At 64.1% G+C, this 15,607-nt stretch carries 18 protein-coding genes; 12 read left to right on the top strand and 6 right to left on the bottom strand.

The window, feature by feature from the left end; translation table 11 throughout:
* Positions 1 to 2: 2 nt before the first annotated feature.
* Positions 3 to 1,193, top strand: a complete 1,191-nt coding sequence (locus tag CH293_RS19825; protein ID WP_037109017.1) for a lipase family protein — start codon at positions 3 to 5, stop codon at positions 1,191 to 1,193.
* A gap of 5 nt (positions 1,194 to 1,198) precedes the next feature.
* Here the strand turns inward: CH293_RS19825 and CH293_RS19820 are convergent, their stop codons facing one another.
* On the bottom strand, positions 1,199 to 2,383 hold the full coding sequence (locus tag CH293_RS19820) for a PP2C family protein-serine/threonine phosphatase (RefSeq protein ID WP_094653412.1): 1,185 nt from the start codon (positions 2,381 to 2,383) through the stop codon (positions 1,199 to 1,201).
* The gene (locus CH293_RS19815) at positions 2,380 to 3,180 is read right to left on the bottom strand and encodes an alpha/beta fold hydrolase (protein ID WP_037106996.1); all 801 of its coding nucleotides are present in this window, start codon (positions 3,178 to 3,180) and stop codon (positions 2,380 to 2,382) included. The genes CH293_RS19820 and CH293_RS19815 overlap by 4 nt, the downstream gene beginning before the upstream one ends.
* Positions 3,181 to 3,215: 35 nt before the next feature.
* Here CH293_RS19815 and CH293_RS19810 point away from each other — a divergent pair, with 35 nt between their 5' ends.
* The 4 genes from CH293_RS19810 (at position 3,216) to CH293_RS19795 (ending at position 7,903) form a co-directional block, all read left to right on the top strand.
* The gene (locus CH293_RS19810; protein WP_094721258.1) at positions 3,216 to 4,151 is read left to right on the top strand and encodes an aldose 1-epimerase family protein; all 936 of its coding nucleotides are present in this window, start codon (positions 3,216 to 3,218) and stop codon (positions 4,149 to 4,151) included.
* A 7-nt stretch (positions 4,152 to 4,158) separates the two neighbouring features.
* Positions 4,159 to 5,178, top strand: a complete 1,020-nt coding sequence (locus tag CH293_RS19805; protein ID WP_037106991.1) for an LLM class flavin-dependent oxidoreductase — start codon at positions 4,159 to 4,161, stop codon at positions 5,176 to 5,178.
* Between the two features lie 167 nt (positions 5,179 to 5,345).
* Positions 5,346 to 6,443, top strand: coding sequence for a ferredoxin reductase (locus tag CH293_RS19800; protein WP_170945297.1), 1,098 nt, complete (start codon positions 5,346 to 5,348; stop codon positions 6,441 to 6,443).
* A 20-nt stretch (positions 6,444 to 6,463) separates the two neighbouring features.
* Positions 6,464 to 7,903 carry an acyl-CoA desaturase gene (locus CH293_RS19795; protein ID WP_037106986.1) on the top strand — a complete coding sequence of 480 codons (1,440 nt, stop codon included), beginning with the start codon at positions 6,464 to 6,466 and terminating at the stop codon, positions 7,901 to 7,903.
* An 83-nt stretch (positions 7,904 to 7,986) separates the two neighbouring features.
* Here the strand turns inward: CH293_RS19795 and CH293_RS19790 are convergent, their stop codons facing one another.
* Positions 7,987 to 9,168 (bottom strand): phytanoyl-CoA dioxygenase family protein, encoded by a 1,182-nt coding sequence (locus CH293_RS19790; protein WP_094721257.1) that lies wholly within the window; start codon positions 9,166 to 9,168, stop codon positions 7,987 to 7,989.
* Positions 9,169 to 9,308: 140 nt separating this feature from the next.
* On the opposite strand from CH293_RS19790, the gene CH293_RS19785 reads away from it, so the two are divergent.
* Entirely contained in the window at positions 9,309 to 10,235 is a 927-nt protein-coding gene (locus tag CH293_RS19785; RefSeq protein ID WP_255122926.1) for a sugar phosphate isomerase/epimerase, read from the top strand.
* On the opposite strand, the gene CH293_RS19780 is transcribed toward CH293_RS19785, so the two are convergent.
* Complete coding sequence (locus CH293_RS19780; RefSeq protein WP_176460064.1) at positions 10,236 to 11,264, bottom strand: LacI family DNA-binding transcriptional regulator; 1,029 nt, start codon at positions 11,262 to 11,264, stop codon at positions 10,236 to 10,238.
* Between the two features lie 267 nt (positions 11,265 to 11,531).
* On the opposite strand from CH293_RS19780, the gene CH293_RS19775 reads away from it, so the two are divergent.
* From CH293_RS19775 to CH293_RS19755, 6 genes are all read left to right on the top strand, one after another.
* A complete protein-coding gene (locus CH293_RS19775; RefSeq protein ID WP_019664848.1) occupies positions 11,532 to 11,702 on the top strand; it encodes a CsbD family protein in 171 nt (56 codons plus the stop codon).
* A gap of 131 nt (positions 11,703 to 11,833) precedes the next feature.
* A complete protein-coding gene (locus CH293_RS19770) occupies positions 11,834 to 12,100 on the top strand; it encodes a lipopolysaccharide assembly protein LapA domain-containing protein (protein WP_094721255.1) in 267 nt (88 codons plus the stop codon).
* Positions 12,101 to 12,103: 3 nt separating this feature from the next.
* A complete protein-coding gene (locus tag CH293_RS19765) occupies positions 12,104 to 12,310 on the top strand; it encodes a hypothetical protein (protein ID WP_037106975.1) in 207 nt (68 codons plus the stop codon).
* Positions 12,311 to 12,377: 67 nt separating this feature from the next.
* Positions 12,378 to 13,064, top strand: coding sequence for a DsbA family protein (locus CH293_RS19760; protein WP_037106972.1), 687 nt, complete (start codon positions 12,378 to 12,380; stop codon positions 13,062 to 13,064).
* On the top strand, positions 13,057 to 13,227 hold the full coding sequence (locus CH293_RS28245) for a hypothetical protein (RefSeq protein WP_176460063.1): 171 nt from the start codon (positions 13,057 to 13,059) through the stop codon (positions 13,225 to 13,227). Before CH293_RS19760 ends, CH293_RS28245 begins: the two co-directional genes overlap by 8 nt.
* Positions 13,228 to 13,290: 63 nt before the next feature.
* Positions 13,291 to 13,938, top strand: coding sequence for a TetR/AcrR family transcriptional regulator (locus CH293_RS19755; RefSeq protein WP_037106967.1), 648 nt, complete (start codon positions 13,291 to 13,293; stop codon positions 13,936 to 13,938).
* Between the two features lie 60 nt (positions 13,939 to 13,998).
* Here the strand turns inward: CH293_RS19755 and CH293_RS19750 are convergent, their stop codons facing one another.
* Entirely contained in the window at positions 13,999 to 14,901 is a 903-nt protein-coding gene (locus tag CH293_RS19750; protein ID WP_094721254.1) for an oxygenase MpaB family protein, read from the bottom strand.
* Positions 14,902 to 15,068: 167 nt separating this feature from the next.
* Entirely contained in the window at positions 15,069 to 15,551 is a 483-nt protein-coding gene (locus CH293_RS19745; RefSeq protein WP_094721253.1) for a DUF6764 family protein, read from the bottom strand.
* Positions 15,552 to 15,607: the final 56 nt, after the last annotated feature.

The following is a 15,607-nucleotide window of genomic DNA, read 5'->3' as shown; positions in this document are numbered from 1 at the left end:
CGATGATCCGTGGAGCGCTCCGAGCACGAGGAATCGCTGCGGCACTCGTCGGCGTCCTTGCACTGGCGGGGTGTTCGAGTTCGTCCGGTGACGCAGCGAACGTCGACGCCGCGGCGACCGACGGGTCACCAGGCCGGCTGCTGGCCGAGCCGGTCGAGTTCCCGGGGTATCCCGCGCTGGCGGACCTCACCGGCACGTCGGTGTCGGTGCGCTATGCCTCGACGTCCGGTATCGACGGCTCCCCCACCGAAGTCACCGGAGTGGTGTTCGCGCCCAAGGGAACTCCGCCCGAGGGAGGGTGGCCGATAGCGTCGATCGGCCACGCGACGACCGGGGTGAACAGTCGATGCGCCCCGTCGACCCGCATCGGCCTGCTGGGCAGCCTCACGACGATCATTCCGTTCTTGTCCAACGGTTATGCCGTCACGATGACCGACTACCAGGGCCTCGGCACCTCGGAGGTGCACCCGTACCTGGAGCCGACGACGGCCGGATACAACATCATCGACGCGGTGCGCGCGGCGCGGGAGGTGCTGCCGGAGAGCTCCACCGACTGGGTGGGGTACGGGGTGTCCCAGGGAGGGCAGGCCGTGTGGTCGGCCAACGAACTGTCCGACGACTACGGCGAGGGCCTCCAATTGCTCGGCACGGTGAGCATGTCCCCCGCCACCGACCTGACCGGGTTGGTCGACGAGATGCAGAACGGCACCTTGACCACCGCCCAGATCGCCGCTCTGCCGTCCATCCTGAGCGGTATCGCGGCCAAACATCCCGAACTCGAGACGAGCGACTACCTGCACGGGGTGCTCGAACGCCGAAGCGACGCATTTCTCACGTGCGTCGGCGAGAATTCTGCCCTGCAGTCCACCCTGGCCGACTCTGTTGTTCCCGCCGACTACGCTCCGGTGTCCCCGCAGTCAGCGGACCGGTTACGAACGTGGCTCGCCGAGTACAGCATTCCGAAAGGACCGGCACCCCAGCCGATGTTCGTCGGTTACGGTGACCAGGATCAGCTCGTGGCACCGCAGTGGACGATCGATGCCGTCCGCCGGGGATGCGCCATGGGCGATGTCATCGACCTGCAGGTTGCAGCCAACCAGGGCCACGGCATCCTGAATCTCGGTGCACTACCGGCGCAATGGCTCGACGGACGCGCTGCAGGCACGCCGCCGCCGAACAACTGCGGCGGTTGATGTCGCTACGCCTGGGGCTGCAACGGCAGCCCGAAGGCCAGTATGGCGGTGTCGTCAGACAGCCCTTCACCGAAGCCCAGCAACAATTCTCGGAGATCGTCGACGAAGTCGACGGGCGATGCGGGCGATCGCGAGGCGGCGAACTCCAGCAGTGCGCCCTCGTCGTCGTACCGTTTCCGCCCTACTCCGGTCCGAGCCTCGGTCAGGCCGTCCGTGTACAGCACGAGCGTGTCCCCCGGTAGCAGCTGCACGTGGACGGACAGGAAACGCGGTGCGGGGAGGATGCCGACCAGCTGGCCGCCGGTGGTGTCGAGATAACTCGCTGTGCCGTCCACTCGCAGCAGCAGAGCCGGCGGGTGCCCGCCGCTGGCCAGTTCGACGTCGAGCCGGCCGTCGCGCACGGTCAGGACGCCGAAGATCACGGTGCAGAATCTCGAATCTTCGTGCCCGAACTCTTGGAGCAGAAGCGAATTGAGGTTGTGCAACACCTCGACCGGGTCCTGTGCGTACACTGCCGCCGTGCGTAGCGAGTACCGCGTCGCGGACGTCACGACGGCCGCGTCGGGCCCCTTCCCACATACGTCTCCGAGGAAGAATCCCCAGCGGTCGCCGGACAGTGGGAACAGATCGTAGAAATCTCCCCCGACGTCGTCCTGCGACGCGAAGTGGTAGTACGCGGCGGAGTCGACGCCTGCGGGTGGCGACAGTGCAGGCGGCAGCAGTGAGCGTTGCAGTGTGCGTGCGAGCACCTCGACGCGCTCGCGCTCGCGCTCGGCACGCCGTCGTTCGGCTACCAGTTCGCGCTCGTATGCTCGCCGCTCCCCGGCGTCGAGAGCGGTGATCCGAACCAGAGCAGGCAGCCCGTCGGGTCCGCGTCCGACGTTCGCCGTCACGAACATCGGGTGGCGCTCGCCGTCCCGGGCAACGAGGTCGAGCGCGACGCTGTCCACCGTTCCTCGGGTGAACAGCAGGGGCACGAAATGCGTCTCGTAGTGAATCCGCCCTCCCGCCGTCAGCAACTCGGTGAAGCGCAGACCGAGCAGTTCCTCGCGCTCGAATCCGAGCCAGTTCGTCAGCGTGGAATTGACCTTGGCAATGCGGCCGTCCGGCCACGTCGAGAGGTAACCGCACGGAGCGTTCTCGTACAGATCCTCCGCGGATTCGACCAGGAGCGGATCGACGTCGCTCACGTGCGGCCGACGAAGGACAGTATCGCGGCGGCCGTCAAGTCGGGATGACTCACGTGCGGACAGTGTCCACTGGCGTTCAACGTGATCAGCTCACTGCCGACGATGTTGTCGTGGACGTAGCGGCCGACCTCTCGCGGCGCCAACGCGTCGTGCTCGCACTCGATGACGAGCGTGGGGGTCACGACGCGACCGAGGTCGGTGCGGTTGTCGGAGAGGAACGTCGCGCGGGCGAACGACCGGGCACAGGATGGATCCGTCCGACAGAACGTGTCGGTGAGTTCGGCCGCCAGTTCGGGACGATCGGGGTTGTCCATGATCATCGGTGCGATCGCTGCCGACCATCCGAGGTAGTTCGCATCGAGCGATTCGAGTAGTTCGTCGATGTCGCCTCGGGTGAAACCGCCCTGGTAGTCCTCGTCGTCGATGTAGCGCGGTGACGGCGTGACCAAGACCAGCTTGTCGAAGAGTTCCGGGCGCTCGGATGCGGCGAGCACCCCGATCATCGACGCGACGGAGTGGCCGACGTAGGTGACGGGCCCGAAATCCAGATCGACGAGAAGATCGACGACGTCCGCTGCGTATGCATCGAGGCCGGAGTAGTCCTCTTCGTTCCAAGCAGCCAGGTCCGATCCGCCCGCACCGACGTGGTCGAACAGCACGATGCGGCAGGTCGACGCCAACAGCGCGGTGACGCCGCGCCACAGATGCTGGTCGCATCCGAATCCATGTGCGAGCACGACGGTCGGGCCGTCGGGAACCCCGGTGACCCTCACGTTGTTCTTCACACGCACATCCATCGGCACAGTCTCTCACCTGCTGCTACGTTCGGACGATGGTACCCACGACACCGGAGTCGCAGCCGCCTTCTTCCTCGGGTCCGCGCGGCGCGATACTGACCGGGGACGGCTGGACCGTGACCGTCGCGTCGGTGGGCGCGGAGTTGGTGTCCGCACGAACACCGTCAGGGCGAGAACTGCTGTGGGACGCAGGTCCGCAGTGGCGTCGGCACGCTCCGATCCTGTTTCCGTGCATCGGCAGATCGCCCGCCGACTCGGTCACCGTGGACGGGGTGGTGTATCCGATGCCGCAGCACGGGTTCGCACGGGACATGGCATTCACGCTGGTCGACACGTCCGACGACACGGCCGAGTTCGAGCTCGTCTCCGACGATCGCACACGCCGGCACTACCCGTTCGATTTCGCGCTGCGGGTTCGCCACCGTGTGCGTGGCAGCGACCTGACGTCCGACTACACCATGGTCAACACTGGTTCGCGGTCCATGCCCGCGTCCTTCGGGCTGCACACGGCGTTTCTGTGGCCGACCGAACCGGGTGCACGCAACTCCAGCACCGTCGTGTTCGCCGAGGATCAGGCCGACCGCGTCCACCGCGTCGTCGACGGTGTCCCGATGCCCGAGTCCCAGCCGTCTCCGCTGGCGGGGCGAACTCTGACACTCACCGACACACTGTTCGACGCAGGTGCCGTGGTCTTCGAGCGGGTCTCGGGGACCGAGGTCCGGTACCGGTCCGAGGCCACGGGATCCCTGACGCTGACATGGGCCGGTTTCGAGCAATTCGCGGTGTGGTCTCCGCCGTCGGGCGCGGGTTTCGTGTGCCTGGAACCGTGGGCGGGTCTGCCCGCTCTGGAGACGACGGACGGAGAGTTGGGTAGCAGACCGGCAAGTCTGGCAATACCGCCCGGGCAGGATCGTGCGTTCTCCTGCACCGTGAAGGTGGACGCGGAACAACCACGCCAGAGGAACGGTTGAAGCGACAATGAAGAAGATAGGGTTTCTTTCCTTCGGCCATTGGACGCCGTCGCCGCAGTCGCAGACACGCTCGGCCTCCGACGTTCTGCTGCAATCCATCGATTTGGCGGTCGCCGCCGAGGAATTGGGAGCTGACGGCGCGTACTACCGCGTCCATCACTTCGCCAACCAACTTTCGTCGCCGTTTCCGCTGCTCGCAGCCATCGGAGCGAAGACGAGCACCATCGAGATCGGTACCGGCGTCATCGATATGCGGTACGAGAACCCCTTCTACATGACGGAGGACGCAGGGTCGGCGGACCTGATCTCCGGAGGGAGACTGCAGCTCGGCATCAGCCGCGGATCGCCCGAGCAGGTCATCGAGGGATACAAGCACTTCGGGTACTCCCCGAAGGATGGATCCGACCACGCCGAGATGGCGCGCGAACACACTCGCGTCTTCCTCGAGCTGCTGGAAGGCAAAGGGTTCGCCCAGCCGAACCCGCGTCCGATGTTCCCGAACCCCCCGGGGCTGCTACGCCTCGAGCCGCATTCGGCAGGGCTACGCGAGCGGATCTGGTGGGGTGCGGGCAACCGCGACACTGCCGAGTGGACGGCACGGCAGGGCATGAACCTGATGAGTTCGACGCTGCTCACCGAGGACACGGGCATTCCGTTCCATCAGCTGCAGGCCGAACAGATCGAACGGTTCCGCAAGACCTGGGCCGACGTCGGTCATTCGCACCAGCCACGAGTTTCCGTCAGCCGCAGCATCTTTCCCATCGTCAGCGATCTCGACCGGGCCTACTTCGGACGTCAGGCGGACGGCCAGGATCAGGTCGGATACATCGACGGCGGCATCGCACGTTTCGGCAAGTCGTACGCAGGCGAGCCCGATCAGCTGATCGAGGAACTGGCGGGCGACGAGGCCATCGCGGCCGCCGACACTGTGTTGATCACCGTCCCGAACCAGCTGGGCGTGGACTACTGCGCACACGTCATGGAGGCTCTGCTCCGCGACGTCGCTCCTGCTCTGGGCTGGCGCTGACCGACGATGTTTGAGCCCCGGCCGGACCGGTTACTCGCGTAATCGGCTGCGGGGGCCCGGGCATTCGTATGCCGCCGAAATGAGCCAATCAATTTGAAATACAATTGATTTCGGCTCATTTCGCGGTTTCCCGACACAGACGCGGGTGTTGGCGTTACGTTTCAGGTGTGGCAGAGCGGGGGGCCAAGCCCCAGGTATCTTTTGTGCGAAGAACAGCGCTTCGCGCGGTTCGAATGCTGTTCAATCCATTGAGACCGGACGACTATCTTGCGTTGATCAACCCGCTGTGGACGACGCGGGAACTGCGTGGGCAGGTCGTTCGGGTCGCGCCGGAGGGCTCGGAGGCGGTATCCGTCTTCATCCGCCCCGGCTTCGAATGGGCTGGTCACATACCCGGACAGTACGTCCGGCTCGGTGTCCTCATCGACGGGCGCTACCACTGGCGGGCGTACTCGTTGACGTCCGACCCGGACCCCGTCGACGGACTGGTCAGCGTCAGTCCCAAGCTCGTACCCGAGGGGACTGTGTCGCCGTACCTCGTCGGCACCATCCGCACGGGCGACATCGTCCGTCTCAGCGAGGTCGAGGGCGAGTTCACCCTTCCCGACCCGCTGCCGGACAAGATGGTCTTCATCAGCGCAGGCAGCGGCATCACACCGATCATCAGCATGCTACGCAGCCTCGACCACCACGACCAGGTCCGAGACATCGTCGTGGTTCACTCGGTTCACACCCGCGAGCAGCTCATGTTCGCGGACACCCTCGACGAGCTGGAGGCCAAGCACGACGGCCTCAGCGTGAAGCTGCGCATCACCAGCGACGAAGGACGCATGAAGGCGACCGAACTGGACGAGCTGGTTCCCGACTGGCGAGAACGTGACGCATTCTGCTCCGGCCCGGGTGAGCATCTGGACGATCTGAAGTCCTACTGGAAAGACCAGGGCGATTACGACAGATTTCACCACGAGAGTTTTCAACCGGTCATCGGGGGGAACGCGGAGGAAGGTGAAGGTGGCGTGGTCGCGTTCACCAACAGCCAGAAGAAGGTCGAATGCGACGGTGGAACGACCATTCTCGCGGCCGGTGAGGACGCCGGTCTCGACCTCACCTTCGGGTGCAGGATCGGCATCTGCCACACCTGCGTGGGAACTCTGAAATCCGGACGGATACGGGACCTTCGAAACGGGGACGTCTCCGAACCGACCGGCCAAGCGGTACGCATCTGCGTGAACACAGCGGAAGGCGACATCGAAATCGAGCTTTGACATCTTCTGGGAGGACATAGATGACGATCGACGACGCAACCAGGACCGACCCGAGCAGGACCGAACCGGTCAATCCTCTGGCGCATCTGAGCGACGAGACCATAGCCGAGCTCGCCAAGGAGTTCGACGCCATTCACGACGAGGTGTACGCGAGCCTCGGCGCCAAGGACCGCAAGTACATCACGTCCGTCATCGCAGCTCAACGGCAGTTGTTGGTTGCCGGCAGAGTTCTGCTTCTGGGCTCGACGAGCAAGCCCGCCTGGGTTGCAGGTACCGCGTGCCTCGGGATCGCGAAGATTCTCGAGAACATGGAAATCGGCCACAACGTCATGCACGGTCAGTGGGACTGGATGAACGATCCGGAGATCCACTCGTCGGTGTGGGACTGGGACACCGCGTCGACGGCGCAGTCGTGGAAGCACTCGCACAACTACGTCCACCACACGTATACGAACATTCGTGGCAAGGACAAGGATCTCGGGTACGAGATCATGCGCATCGACCCCAACCAGAAGTGGCACCCCGTTTATCTGGCTCAGCCGTTCTACAACGTGTTGCTGATGGCGTTCTTCGAATGGGGAGTCGCGCTTCACGATCTGGACATCGAAGCGATCCGCCGGGGCGAAAAGCCCGTGAAGGAACTGGTCCGCGATCTCAAAGGAATCGCAGGTAAAGCGCGTAGGCAGTTCGTCAAGGACTACGTGGGTTGGCCGACCATCAGTGCCGGCGCGTTCGCTCTGGCGCAGCTGGCGAGCGGCGGCCGTCTACGCGAGAGCAAGAAGTCGAGACTCGCCGCGAAACTGCGTGGCTCCAGTCGCTTCGGAAAGTCGAAGAGGACGACCGGTTTCCTCGATTCCCGATTCAGCGGCGTCGAGAGCACATTCCTGGCCACCCTTGCCGCGAACTTCACCGCCAACATCATCAGGAACGTGTGGTCGCACGGCATCATCTTCTGCGGTCACTTCCCGGATCAGGCCTACACCTTCAGCCAGGAGGAAGTGGAGAACGAGACACGGGGCGGTTGGTACGTCCGTCAGCTGGTCGGCGCAGCGAACATCGACGGCGGGCCGCTGTTCCACCTGATGAGCGGCAACTTGAGTTACCAGGTCGAGCACCATCTGTACCCGGACATGCCGAGCACCAGGTACTCCGAGGTGTCGCCCAAGATCAAGGACATCTGCGAGCGGTACCAGCTCCCGTACAACAGTGGTCCGCTCATCCAGCAATGGACCATGGTCCACCGCACCATCGCGCGTCTTGCGCTTCCCGGCGGGAAGGCTCGGCCCAAGCCCGGACCGTACCGCCCGGAGGAGGCATGGCGCCGCAAGTTCGACGACGCCCCCTCCGAAAGCGAGGCCGCGCGGTCACGAAGCCGCGTTCCGGCAGGCCATCCGGACGCAGGTCCGGAGCACTCGTCCGGAGGCGTCGACGTCGAACCGCCGCCCCGCGGCGACGACTGACGGTCTCGGTTCACAGCACACCACGTCGGGCGTTCTCGGTTCATGGAACCGAGGACGCCCGACGATTTTCGTGCTGGGTGTGCTCAGGCCTCGTGGCGTGCGTACAGGGCCCGGGCGGCGGCGTCGAACTCGGCGGCACTCATCCGGCTGTCGACGGCACGCTTGACCAGTTCGGCATGAGTCTCGCCCGCCAACCCCGTCAACGGCTGGTCCAGATCGAGGTTCGACGGGAACGCGTACCCTTCGGCCGACGCAGCGATGACGTTCTCCACGTCACGGGTGCGGCCGCTCTCGGTCCACTCGAGCAACGTCGGGTACAGAGCCGATCCGATGGCTTCACGATCGACGCTGTCCAGTGCGCGGCCGAACGCCGAGGAGACCTGCAGCAGATTCGCCATGCGGTAGATGTCCGTCGACGTGTTGTGACCTGCCGCATGAAACAGCGCCGGGTTGAAGAAGACGGCGTCGCCCTCCTCCAACGGAAGCTGAATGTAGTTCTCCGCGAAGTACTCCCGGAACTCGGGCAAGTTGAACGCGATATACCCGGCCTCGAACTTCTGCGAGTAGGGAAGGTACATCGTCGGGCCGCTCTCGATCGGCATGTCGCAGTGAGCAACTGCACCCTGGAGGGTGAGGGCGGGCGACAGACGATGCACGTGCGCGCGGAACTTCGCGGCGGTGTCCGTCGACATGAAACCGAGATGGTAGTCGCGGTGCGGGTTCTGAGCCGCACCACCGGGATTGACGACGTTGATCGCCGAGGTGACCTGATACATCGGGCCGAGCCATGCCTCGGAGACGAGAGCGAGAATGTCGTTGGAGTAGTAGCGGACGTAGAGCTCCGGCTGGACCAAGGCCAGCTTCTGCAACGCAGACCAGATCCTGTCGTTGGCGCCCGGCTTGGCGAAGTGATCGCCGCCGACGACGCCGGTTGCGTGCTGCTGCTCGATGATTCGCCGGTACTCCGCCGTCGTCTCCGCAAGCGCGTTCTCCGACGTGAACGCCTTCTTGAACACCACGATGCCCGGACCGTTCAGCAAAGCGTCGGCGAGCTCGTCCTGGATGTCCGAGCGGGCGTCCGCATCTGCGGCGTGTGCCGTCAGCGCGGCGGCGTCGTAGATCAGGACGTTCGACGCGACGTCGGCCGCATGGGGGTAGTCCGCCAGTTCGGTGGCCTGCGCGACGAGTTCACGGAATCGGTCGATGTTGCAGTCCGATTCGCTGAGCCTGTCGGTCCGCGGGGTCTGCCGGATGTCATTGGTCATGATGAGGTTCCTCGAAGTTCGGGGGATCGTTCCTGGATGCAAGCTTGCCAAGACAGATGTGGCCGATCAACGAAAAAAACCATCAAGATCCCCTCGAGCAACGGACGCGCTTCTCGAGGGGAATTTGATGGATCGGCCCGTTGATCGAGACCAGCGTTCCCGGGGACGATGAGCAGATGATCTCCGATGAGCCGGTGAAGTCCACGGACAATGCGACCCGAGTCCCCGCCGACATGATCGCCGCGTGCTGGACGTCCGCAGGAAACGTGCGTCCCGACGCCTCCCCCGCGCTGAGCCCGATTCCCATCACCGAACGCATCGCCGCCATCGCGTCCGCGGGTTTCGCCGGGATGGGCATCGTGGCGGCGGATCTGGCCGCGATCGAGGCCGGCGTCGGATTGCGCACTCTCCGAGCGATGTTGGACGATTCGCCGCTGAAGTTCGTCGAGATCGAATTGCTGGAGAAATGGTGGATTCCGCGAGGCGAGGACGGCAACACCTTCGCCGTCCGTGACTTGCTGTTCCGCGCATCCGACGTGCTCGGTCCGACTCACATCAAGATCGGCTCGGAGAACGCAGAACCTCGCGACCTCGCTCCGTACACCGAACCGCTGCTGGAACTCACCCGCCAGGCCGCAGAACACGGAACGCGGATCGCGCTCGAACCGATGCCGTTCTCGATCGTCTCGACCATCCCTGCCGGGGCCGATCTCGCCCGATCCACCGGTCACCCCGATTGCGGGATCATCGTCGACGCGTGGCACGTGTTTCGGGCGGGCACGACGTTGGACGAACTGCGCGACTCGCTGACGTCGGATGTCGTCTTCGGAATCGAACTGGACGACGCCGATGCAGAGGTGGTGGGTACGTTGCTGTCCGACACGATGGACAATCGTCGGCTCTGCGGCGACGGCACGTTCGATCTCACCGGACTGGTCGGGGTCCTGCGCGACATCGGTTACACCGGTACGTGGGGTACGGAGATCCTCTCGACCGAATTTCGTTCCACTGCCCTCGATCTCGCCCTGAAACGAGCGATCGACACCGCACGCGCCTTCGTCGAATAGTCAGAACATGTTGAACGGGGTGAGTACGCGAATCGCCGACGACTTGGCGGACACCGGCGCCAGCGCGCCTTGCGCGTGCATCAGCATTCGGCATGCTCGATTGGCGTCCGCACGGAGGTCGTGATCGAGCACGACGGTGATGCGATGCCGGTACAGCAGTTCACGGTTGTCGGCGTCCAGGTCGTGGGCTACGAACACCGAACAGCCGCGGCCGAGTTTGTCGAACGCACGCACGATCGCGGAGTTGCCGCCGCCGCACGAGTAGACGGCCACGATGTTCGGATTACGTTCCAGCGCATCGAGAACCAAAGTCTCGACGCGTGAATCGAGCCCGTCGTTCTCCGCGATCTCCACCACCGACCGCGGACGGTTGTCCTCGATTCCGGAGATCCGGCGCATGGCGCTTCTGAATCCGATCTCTCGTTCTTCCTCACCGCGGTAGGAGTTGCTGCTCAGGGTGATCAGCACGTCCCCGGGTGTCTCGCCGAGCATTTTGGTGACCAGGTACGCGGCCGTCTCCCCTGCTGCCCGATTGTCGATCCCGACGTAGCCGACCCGTCGGCTCCCTGGCACGTCGGTGACGTGGGTGACGACGGGTATTCCAGCTGCGACGACCCGGTCGATCGCGTCGACGATGTCCGGAACTGCGGGCGCCTTCACGATGACTCCGTGGGACGACCCGGCTGCGATCCGGTCCAGCCGCTCGACGAGCAAGTCGACGGATCCGTGCTCCTGGAGGTGAAATCGAGCTCGGACCGACGCAGGTTCGAGAGCCGGTAGCTCGGCCTCGATCGCGCGCTTGACTGCGCCCGAGAACCGATGGGGCGCGGACATGACCACGTCGAACATGAACTTGCGCCCCGCGACTCGCAGCTGAGCGCGCTGATTGTCGAGATCTGCGATCGCTTTCTCGACCGCATCCTTGGTCGATTCACGAACGCCTGGACGCTTGTTCAACACTCGATCGACGGTGGCTTCGCTGAGTTCGGCCTGCTGGGCTATCTCGCGCACCCGGTATCGGTGGGGCATGGGTGCTCCTGATGGGATTTCGGCATCCGTACGGCGCGAAGGTCCATCACCGTACCCGCAGAGAATATCAGCGGCCGTGAACCGATTTGCCTGAATTCAGCATCTCGCAGGCCCCGCGAACCAGGAGCCTGCCCGGGCGTGCCTCCATACGAAACGATGCCGTCCGCCAGCCATGAATGTGATTCACATCACACCCGCGTTTGCTTTGCCCCTCGGGAACCGACTGAGTATCTGCAATTTTCAATCACACATAGAAGAGGTGCTCGGATGAGCTTCATCGACAAGGCCAAGAACGCAGCAGAAGACGCATTGGGCAAGGCCAAGGAGGTCGTGGGTGACGCGACGAACAACAAGGATCTCGAGGCAGAAGGCAAGAAGGACCAGGGATCCGCAGGCGTGAAGAAGGTCGGCGAGAACATCAAGGACACGTTCAAGTAGACCTGCCCTCGACAATCCAGGCCCCGGCAGGGTCCAAGGCAGCACCTGGACCCTGCGGCGCCCGGATTCCCAGCACGACAAGTCCGCCGAGTTCATTCAGCCCAGCTACATCTCAGCCCCGAGGAATCACCATGACCACCACCGACTCCACCTCCGTACGCCCCGCACCACGCCGCCGCGGAGGTATCACCTCCAAGCTCGCGCTGATAGTCGCCCTGCTCCTGGCCGTCGCGCTCGTCGTCTTCGTGCTGCAGAACACGGTGCACACGCAGATCAACTTCATCGGGTGGAACTTCGACCTCGCTCAGGGCGTGTCACTGTTGGGCGCCGCTGCAGTCGGCGCCGTCATCACCCTCGCGGTGGTTGCGGCACTCCGGCTTCGACGCGCGGTGCGTTGACCGATGCTTCCACTTCTGGCTCGAAAGTACTTGTACCGGTACCTGTTCGTCGCGATCGCACTTCCGATTCTCGCGCGAATCCTGATGCTGGCCGGTCTGGCCATCGAGAAGCGCTCCGGCAAGCCGAACATGATCTCCAAGGTGTTGACTAAAAGCGGGCGGTTCGCCGAGCGCCGAGCGGATAAGGCCTCCGGTAAGCACGCCGCATGACGACGTAGGCAGACACTCGTGTCGACGGCGATCGAAGTCGAACGTCGGGAACAATCGGTGACAGGCGATGGTTCTCTTCCTCATGGCTCCGATCACCGTCGACATCTGGTCCGATATCGCCTGCCCGTGGTGCTACATAGGTAAGCGCCGCTTCGAAGAAGGTCTCGCGGCTTCCGGCCAGGGCGGAAACGTCCACATCGTGTACCACAGCTTCGAGCTTGCACCGGACACCCCGGTGGACTTCGATGGCTCCGAGGTCGACTTCCTGTCGGGACACAAGGGAATCCCCGCCGATCAGGTTCAGCAGATGCTTGCGCACGTCGGAAGCATCGCCGCGTCCGTCGGGCTGGACTACGACTTCGACGCGCTACAGCACACCAAGACGCTGAAAGCGCACGAACTCCTTCATCATGCCAAAGCACACGACAAGCAGCTCGAGCTTGCCGAGCGCCTCTTCCTGGCCTATTTCACCGAGGGCAGGCACGTCGGACGGATATCCGATCTGGCCGACCTCGCCTCCGATATCGGACTCGACAGGGCGGACGCCGAAGCGGCACTGACGGAGGGCAGGTATTCGGATGCTGTCGCATCCGACATCGACCAAGCCCGCACCTTCGGTATCACCGGTGTCCCCTTCTTCGTGATCAACGGCAAGTACGGGGTCTCGGGTGCACAGGAACCCAGCGCGTTCGCTGACGTCCTGCGCACAGTCGCTGCAGAAACTACAGCCGACACCGCCGCGGCCGATGTCTGACCAGACGCCTGGGGACGGTCCGGGCATTCCGTTCCGGATGGTCGGTGAACCCGCCGAGGCATGCGCGGGCGGCGTGTGCGCGTGGCCCCCGGCCGATAAAGAAGCGCTCAACGACGCCCCCGATTCCACCAGCCATTTCGCTCGCGCGGCCGACCCGACGTAGACGAACCGGTGCTGCACCGCGTGGTGACTCGAGCGAGATCCCGTGGTCACTAGACTGACGGCCGTGTCCAGTATCGATCAGCCCCACTCGGATCGACCGTGGGCCGAGCCGTCCAGAACCGGCCGCCGCCAGCAGGACCGCAGCCGGGAGACCCAGGGCAAAATCCTGAGTGCCGCAGTCACCGTGCTGATCGAGCAGGGATATTCGGGGGCGTCGACTCTGCGGATCCAGCAGCAGGCCGGGGTGTCTCGCGGCCGATTGCTGCATCACTTTCCCTCGCGCGAGAAGTTGCTCAGTGCCGCAGTCCACCACTTGGCGCTCGAGCGCATCCGTGGTCTGCACATCAGCTCGGACATTCCACAGGAACCGAAAGCGCGGATCCGGGCAGCCATCGACGCGATGTGGTCGAACTACAGCCAGCCCTACTTCTGGGCATCGAACGAGCTGTGGAATGCCGCGCGCACCAATGACGAGTTGCGAGCCGAACTCCGGCCCGTGGAACAGCGAATGGGTCAGGTCATCCGTGATCGGACCGACGCTCTCTTCGGTTCGGAGTGCACGACCCGACCTGGCTACAAGCAGATGAGGGAACTTCTGCTGACAAGCATGCGCGGCACCGCCATGACCTACACGTTCGATCCGCACGATCCGACGACCGATCGCCACCTCAGCCAGTGGTACTCACACGCGGAAAGCGTTCTACTGCACTAGAAATGCACGTAGGCGAAGCGCCCGAAGCACGCCCGACCATGGATGCCTCTTGCCGCACGCTCACCGGTGAGAGCGTCGGTGCGTCGCACTCGGACCGTGGTCCACCGGGCATCCCGTGGGAAACGTCCCGAGTTCGGAGATCCGGTACCCAGAAGGATAGGAACGGACCGCCTTCTGATCACGGGCGCGGTATGCCGTCGTACGCGGAGGAAGGAGACGGACCACCCGTGCGCGCACCTTCACCATGGCTTCGGCAAGCGACCGTTCGAGCTTCGTCGGCTCCGGGTAATGGAAGGCGTCGAGCAGAGGCTTGTCCATCAGCGCGTATGCCATTCGCCGAAAAACCTTCTTCGGCAAGAATTTGTACGGCGCGAACGTGGACATGAGGTCGAGGGTGGCGTCGGCGACGGCGGTGCTGCCCACGTCGTAGGCGAAGTGCTGCTCCTCGTACTCGTCCATGTAACAGGCGAACTGGTCGTAGGTCTCGGGGATCTCCCTGATTCCCATGTGCCGCCCCAGAGTGCGGTAGTACATGACCATCGCGTCGCGCTCACTCACTCCGACCGGACGCCATCCGAACTTGTCGAGCCAGCGGACCGGCACGACCACGAACGTCGCGAGAACGTACAGAAAATCTTCGTTGGAGATGTCGTACGCACCGTGCATTCGATTCATCCGACGGATCGCCGTGCGGCCGTCGACGCTCCCGAACCCCGACTCGACGACCTGGTCGAGGATCAGATTGGTGTCGTCGTAGCGCTGCTGTACACGTTCGGTGAACTCGCCCGTCGCGGCCAGCAGGCTTCCGACGGTCGGGACTGCGTAGGTGCGGAACAACGCAAAGCTGAGGGCCTGAACCGTGTCCCACGGGAACTCGTAGGAGTAGTGCAGGCGGTATATCTCTTCGTAATCGGTAGTCGGGTCCAGAGACTCGATTCTCGTGGTCCACGGATCGTGAAACATGCGCACTCCGATGCAGTCACAGTGACCTCACTCGCTCACTGGTGAATGTAAGGGTTCACGCTTAATCAGTCAACAGTGACCGTTTATAGGCTCGGTCGACCCTGTGGCGCGCACGACAAAGCCGAGAACCAGGACATCCCCGACCCGGTTCTCGGCACAAAAACCGGCTAGCGCCCGATGCAGCCTTGAAGCGTCGTGAAGCTACCCGCGAGACTGAGACCGGTGCACACTGCACCTGTCGGCGTCAGCGTGACAGTTCCGCCAGGACCTGCCACCGCAATCGACAACCCCGGCCCCACCCCTTCGTTCACGGCCGAACTGCCCGGCCCGAACGAGATCGCTGCCGGGCCCGCACCGGCGGTGGCGTCGGACACCGCGGTGCCGCCGTTCAGACCGAGGGCGAGCGCTGCCGCCTGCTCGAGCGCCGCGGCAGAACCCCAGCCCTCGAATCCGTATCCCGCGGCCGCACTGGATCCGTCGGCGACGCTGTCGCACCTCGACTGGCCTTCCACCGATGCTTCCGGCGCTCCGCCGGGGGCCGTGGTACATCCGACGGGCGCAGCCGAGGCGGCGGCGGGAGCGAGAAAGGACATGCCTGCGGCCAGGCCGAGAGTTGCTGCACCACCGAAGAGCTTCGTGAACGTTCTCATCTTGACGCCTTCCTTGGAACGACTTGGAGATCGATTACCAGCCTCACGCTGCTCTG

The sequence above is a fragment of the Rhodococcus sp. 14-2470-1b genome (assembly GCF_002259415.1).
GTDB lineage: Bacteria > Actinomycetota > Actinomycetes > Mycobacteriales > Mycobacteriaceae > Rhodococcoides.
The sequence above is the reverse complement of the archived record's forward strand: the minus strand, read 5'-3'. Positions and strand labels throughout refer to the sequence as shown.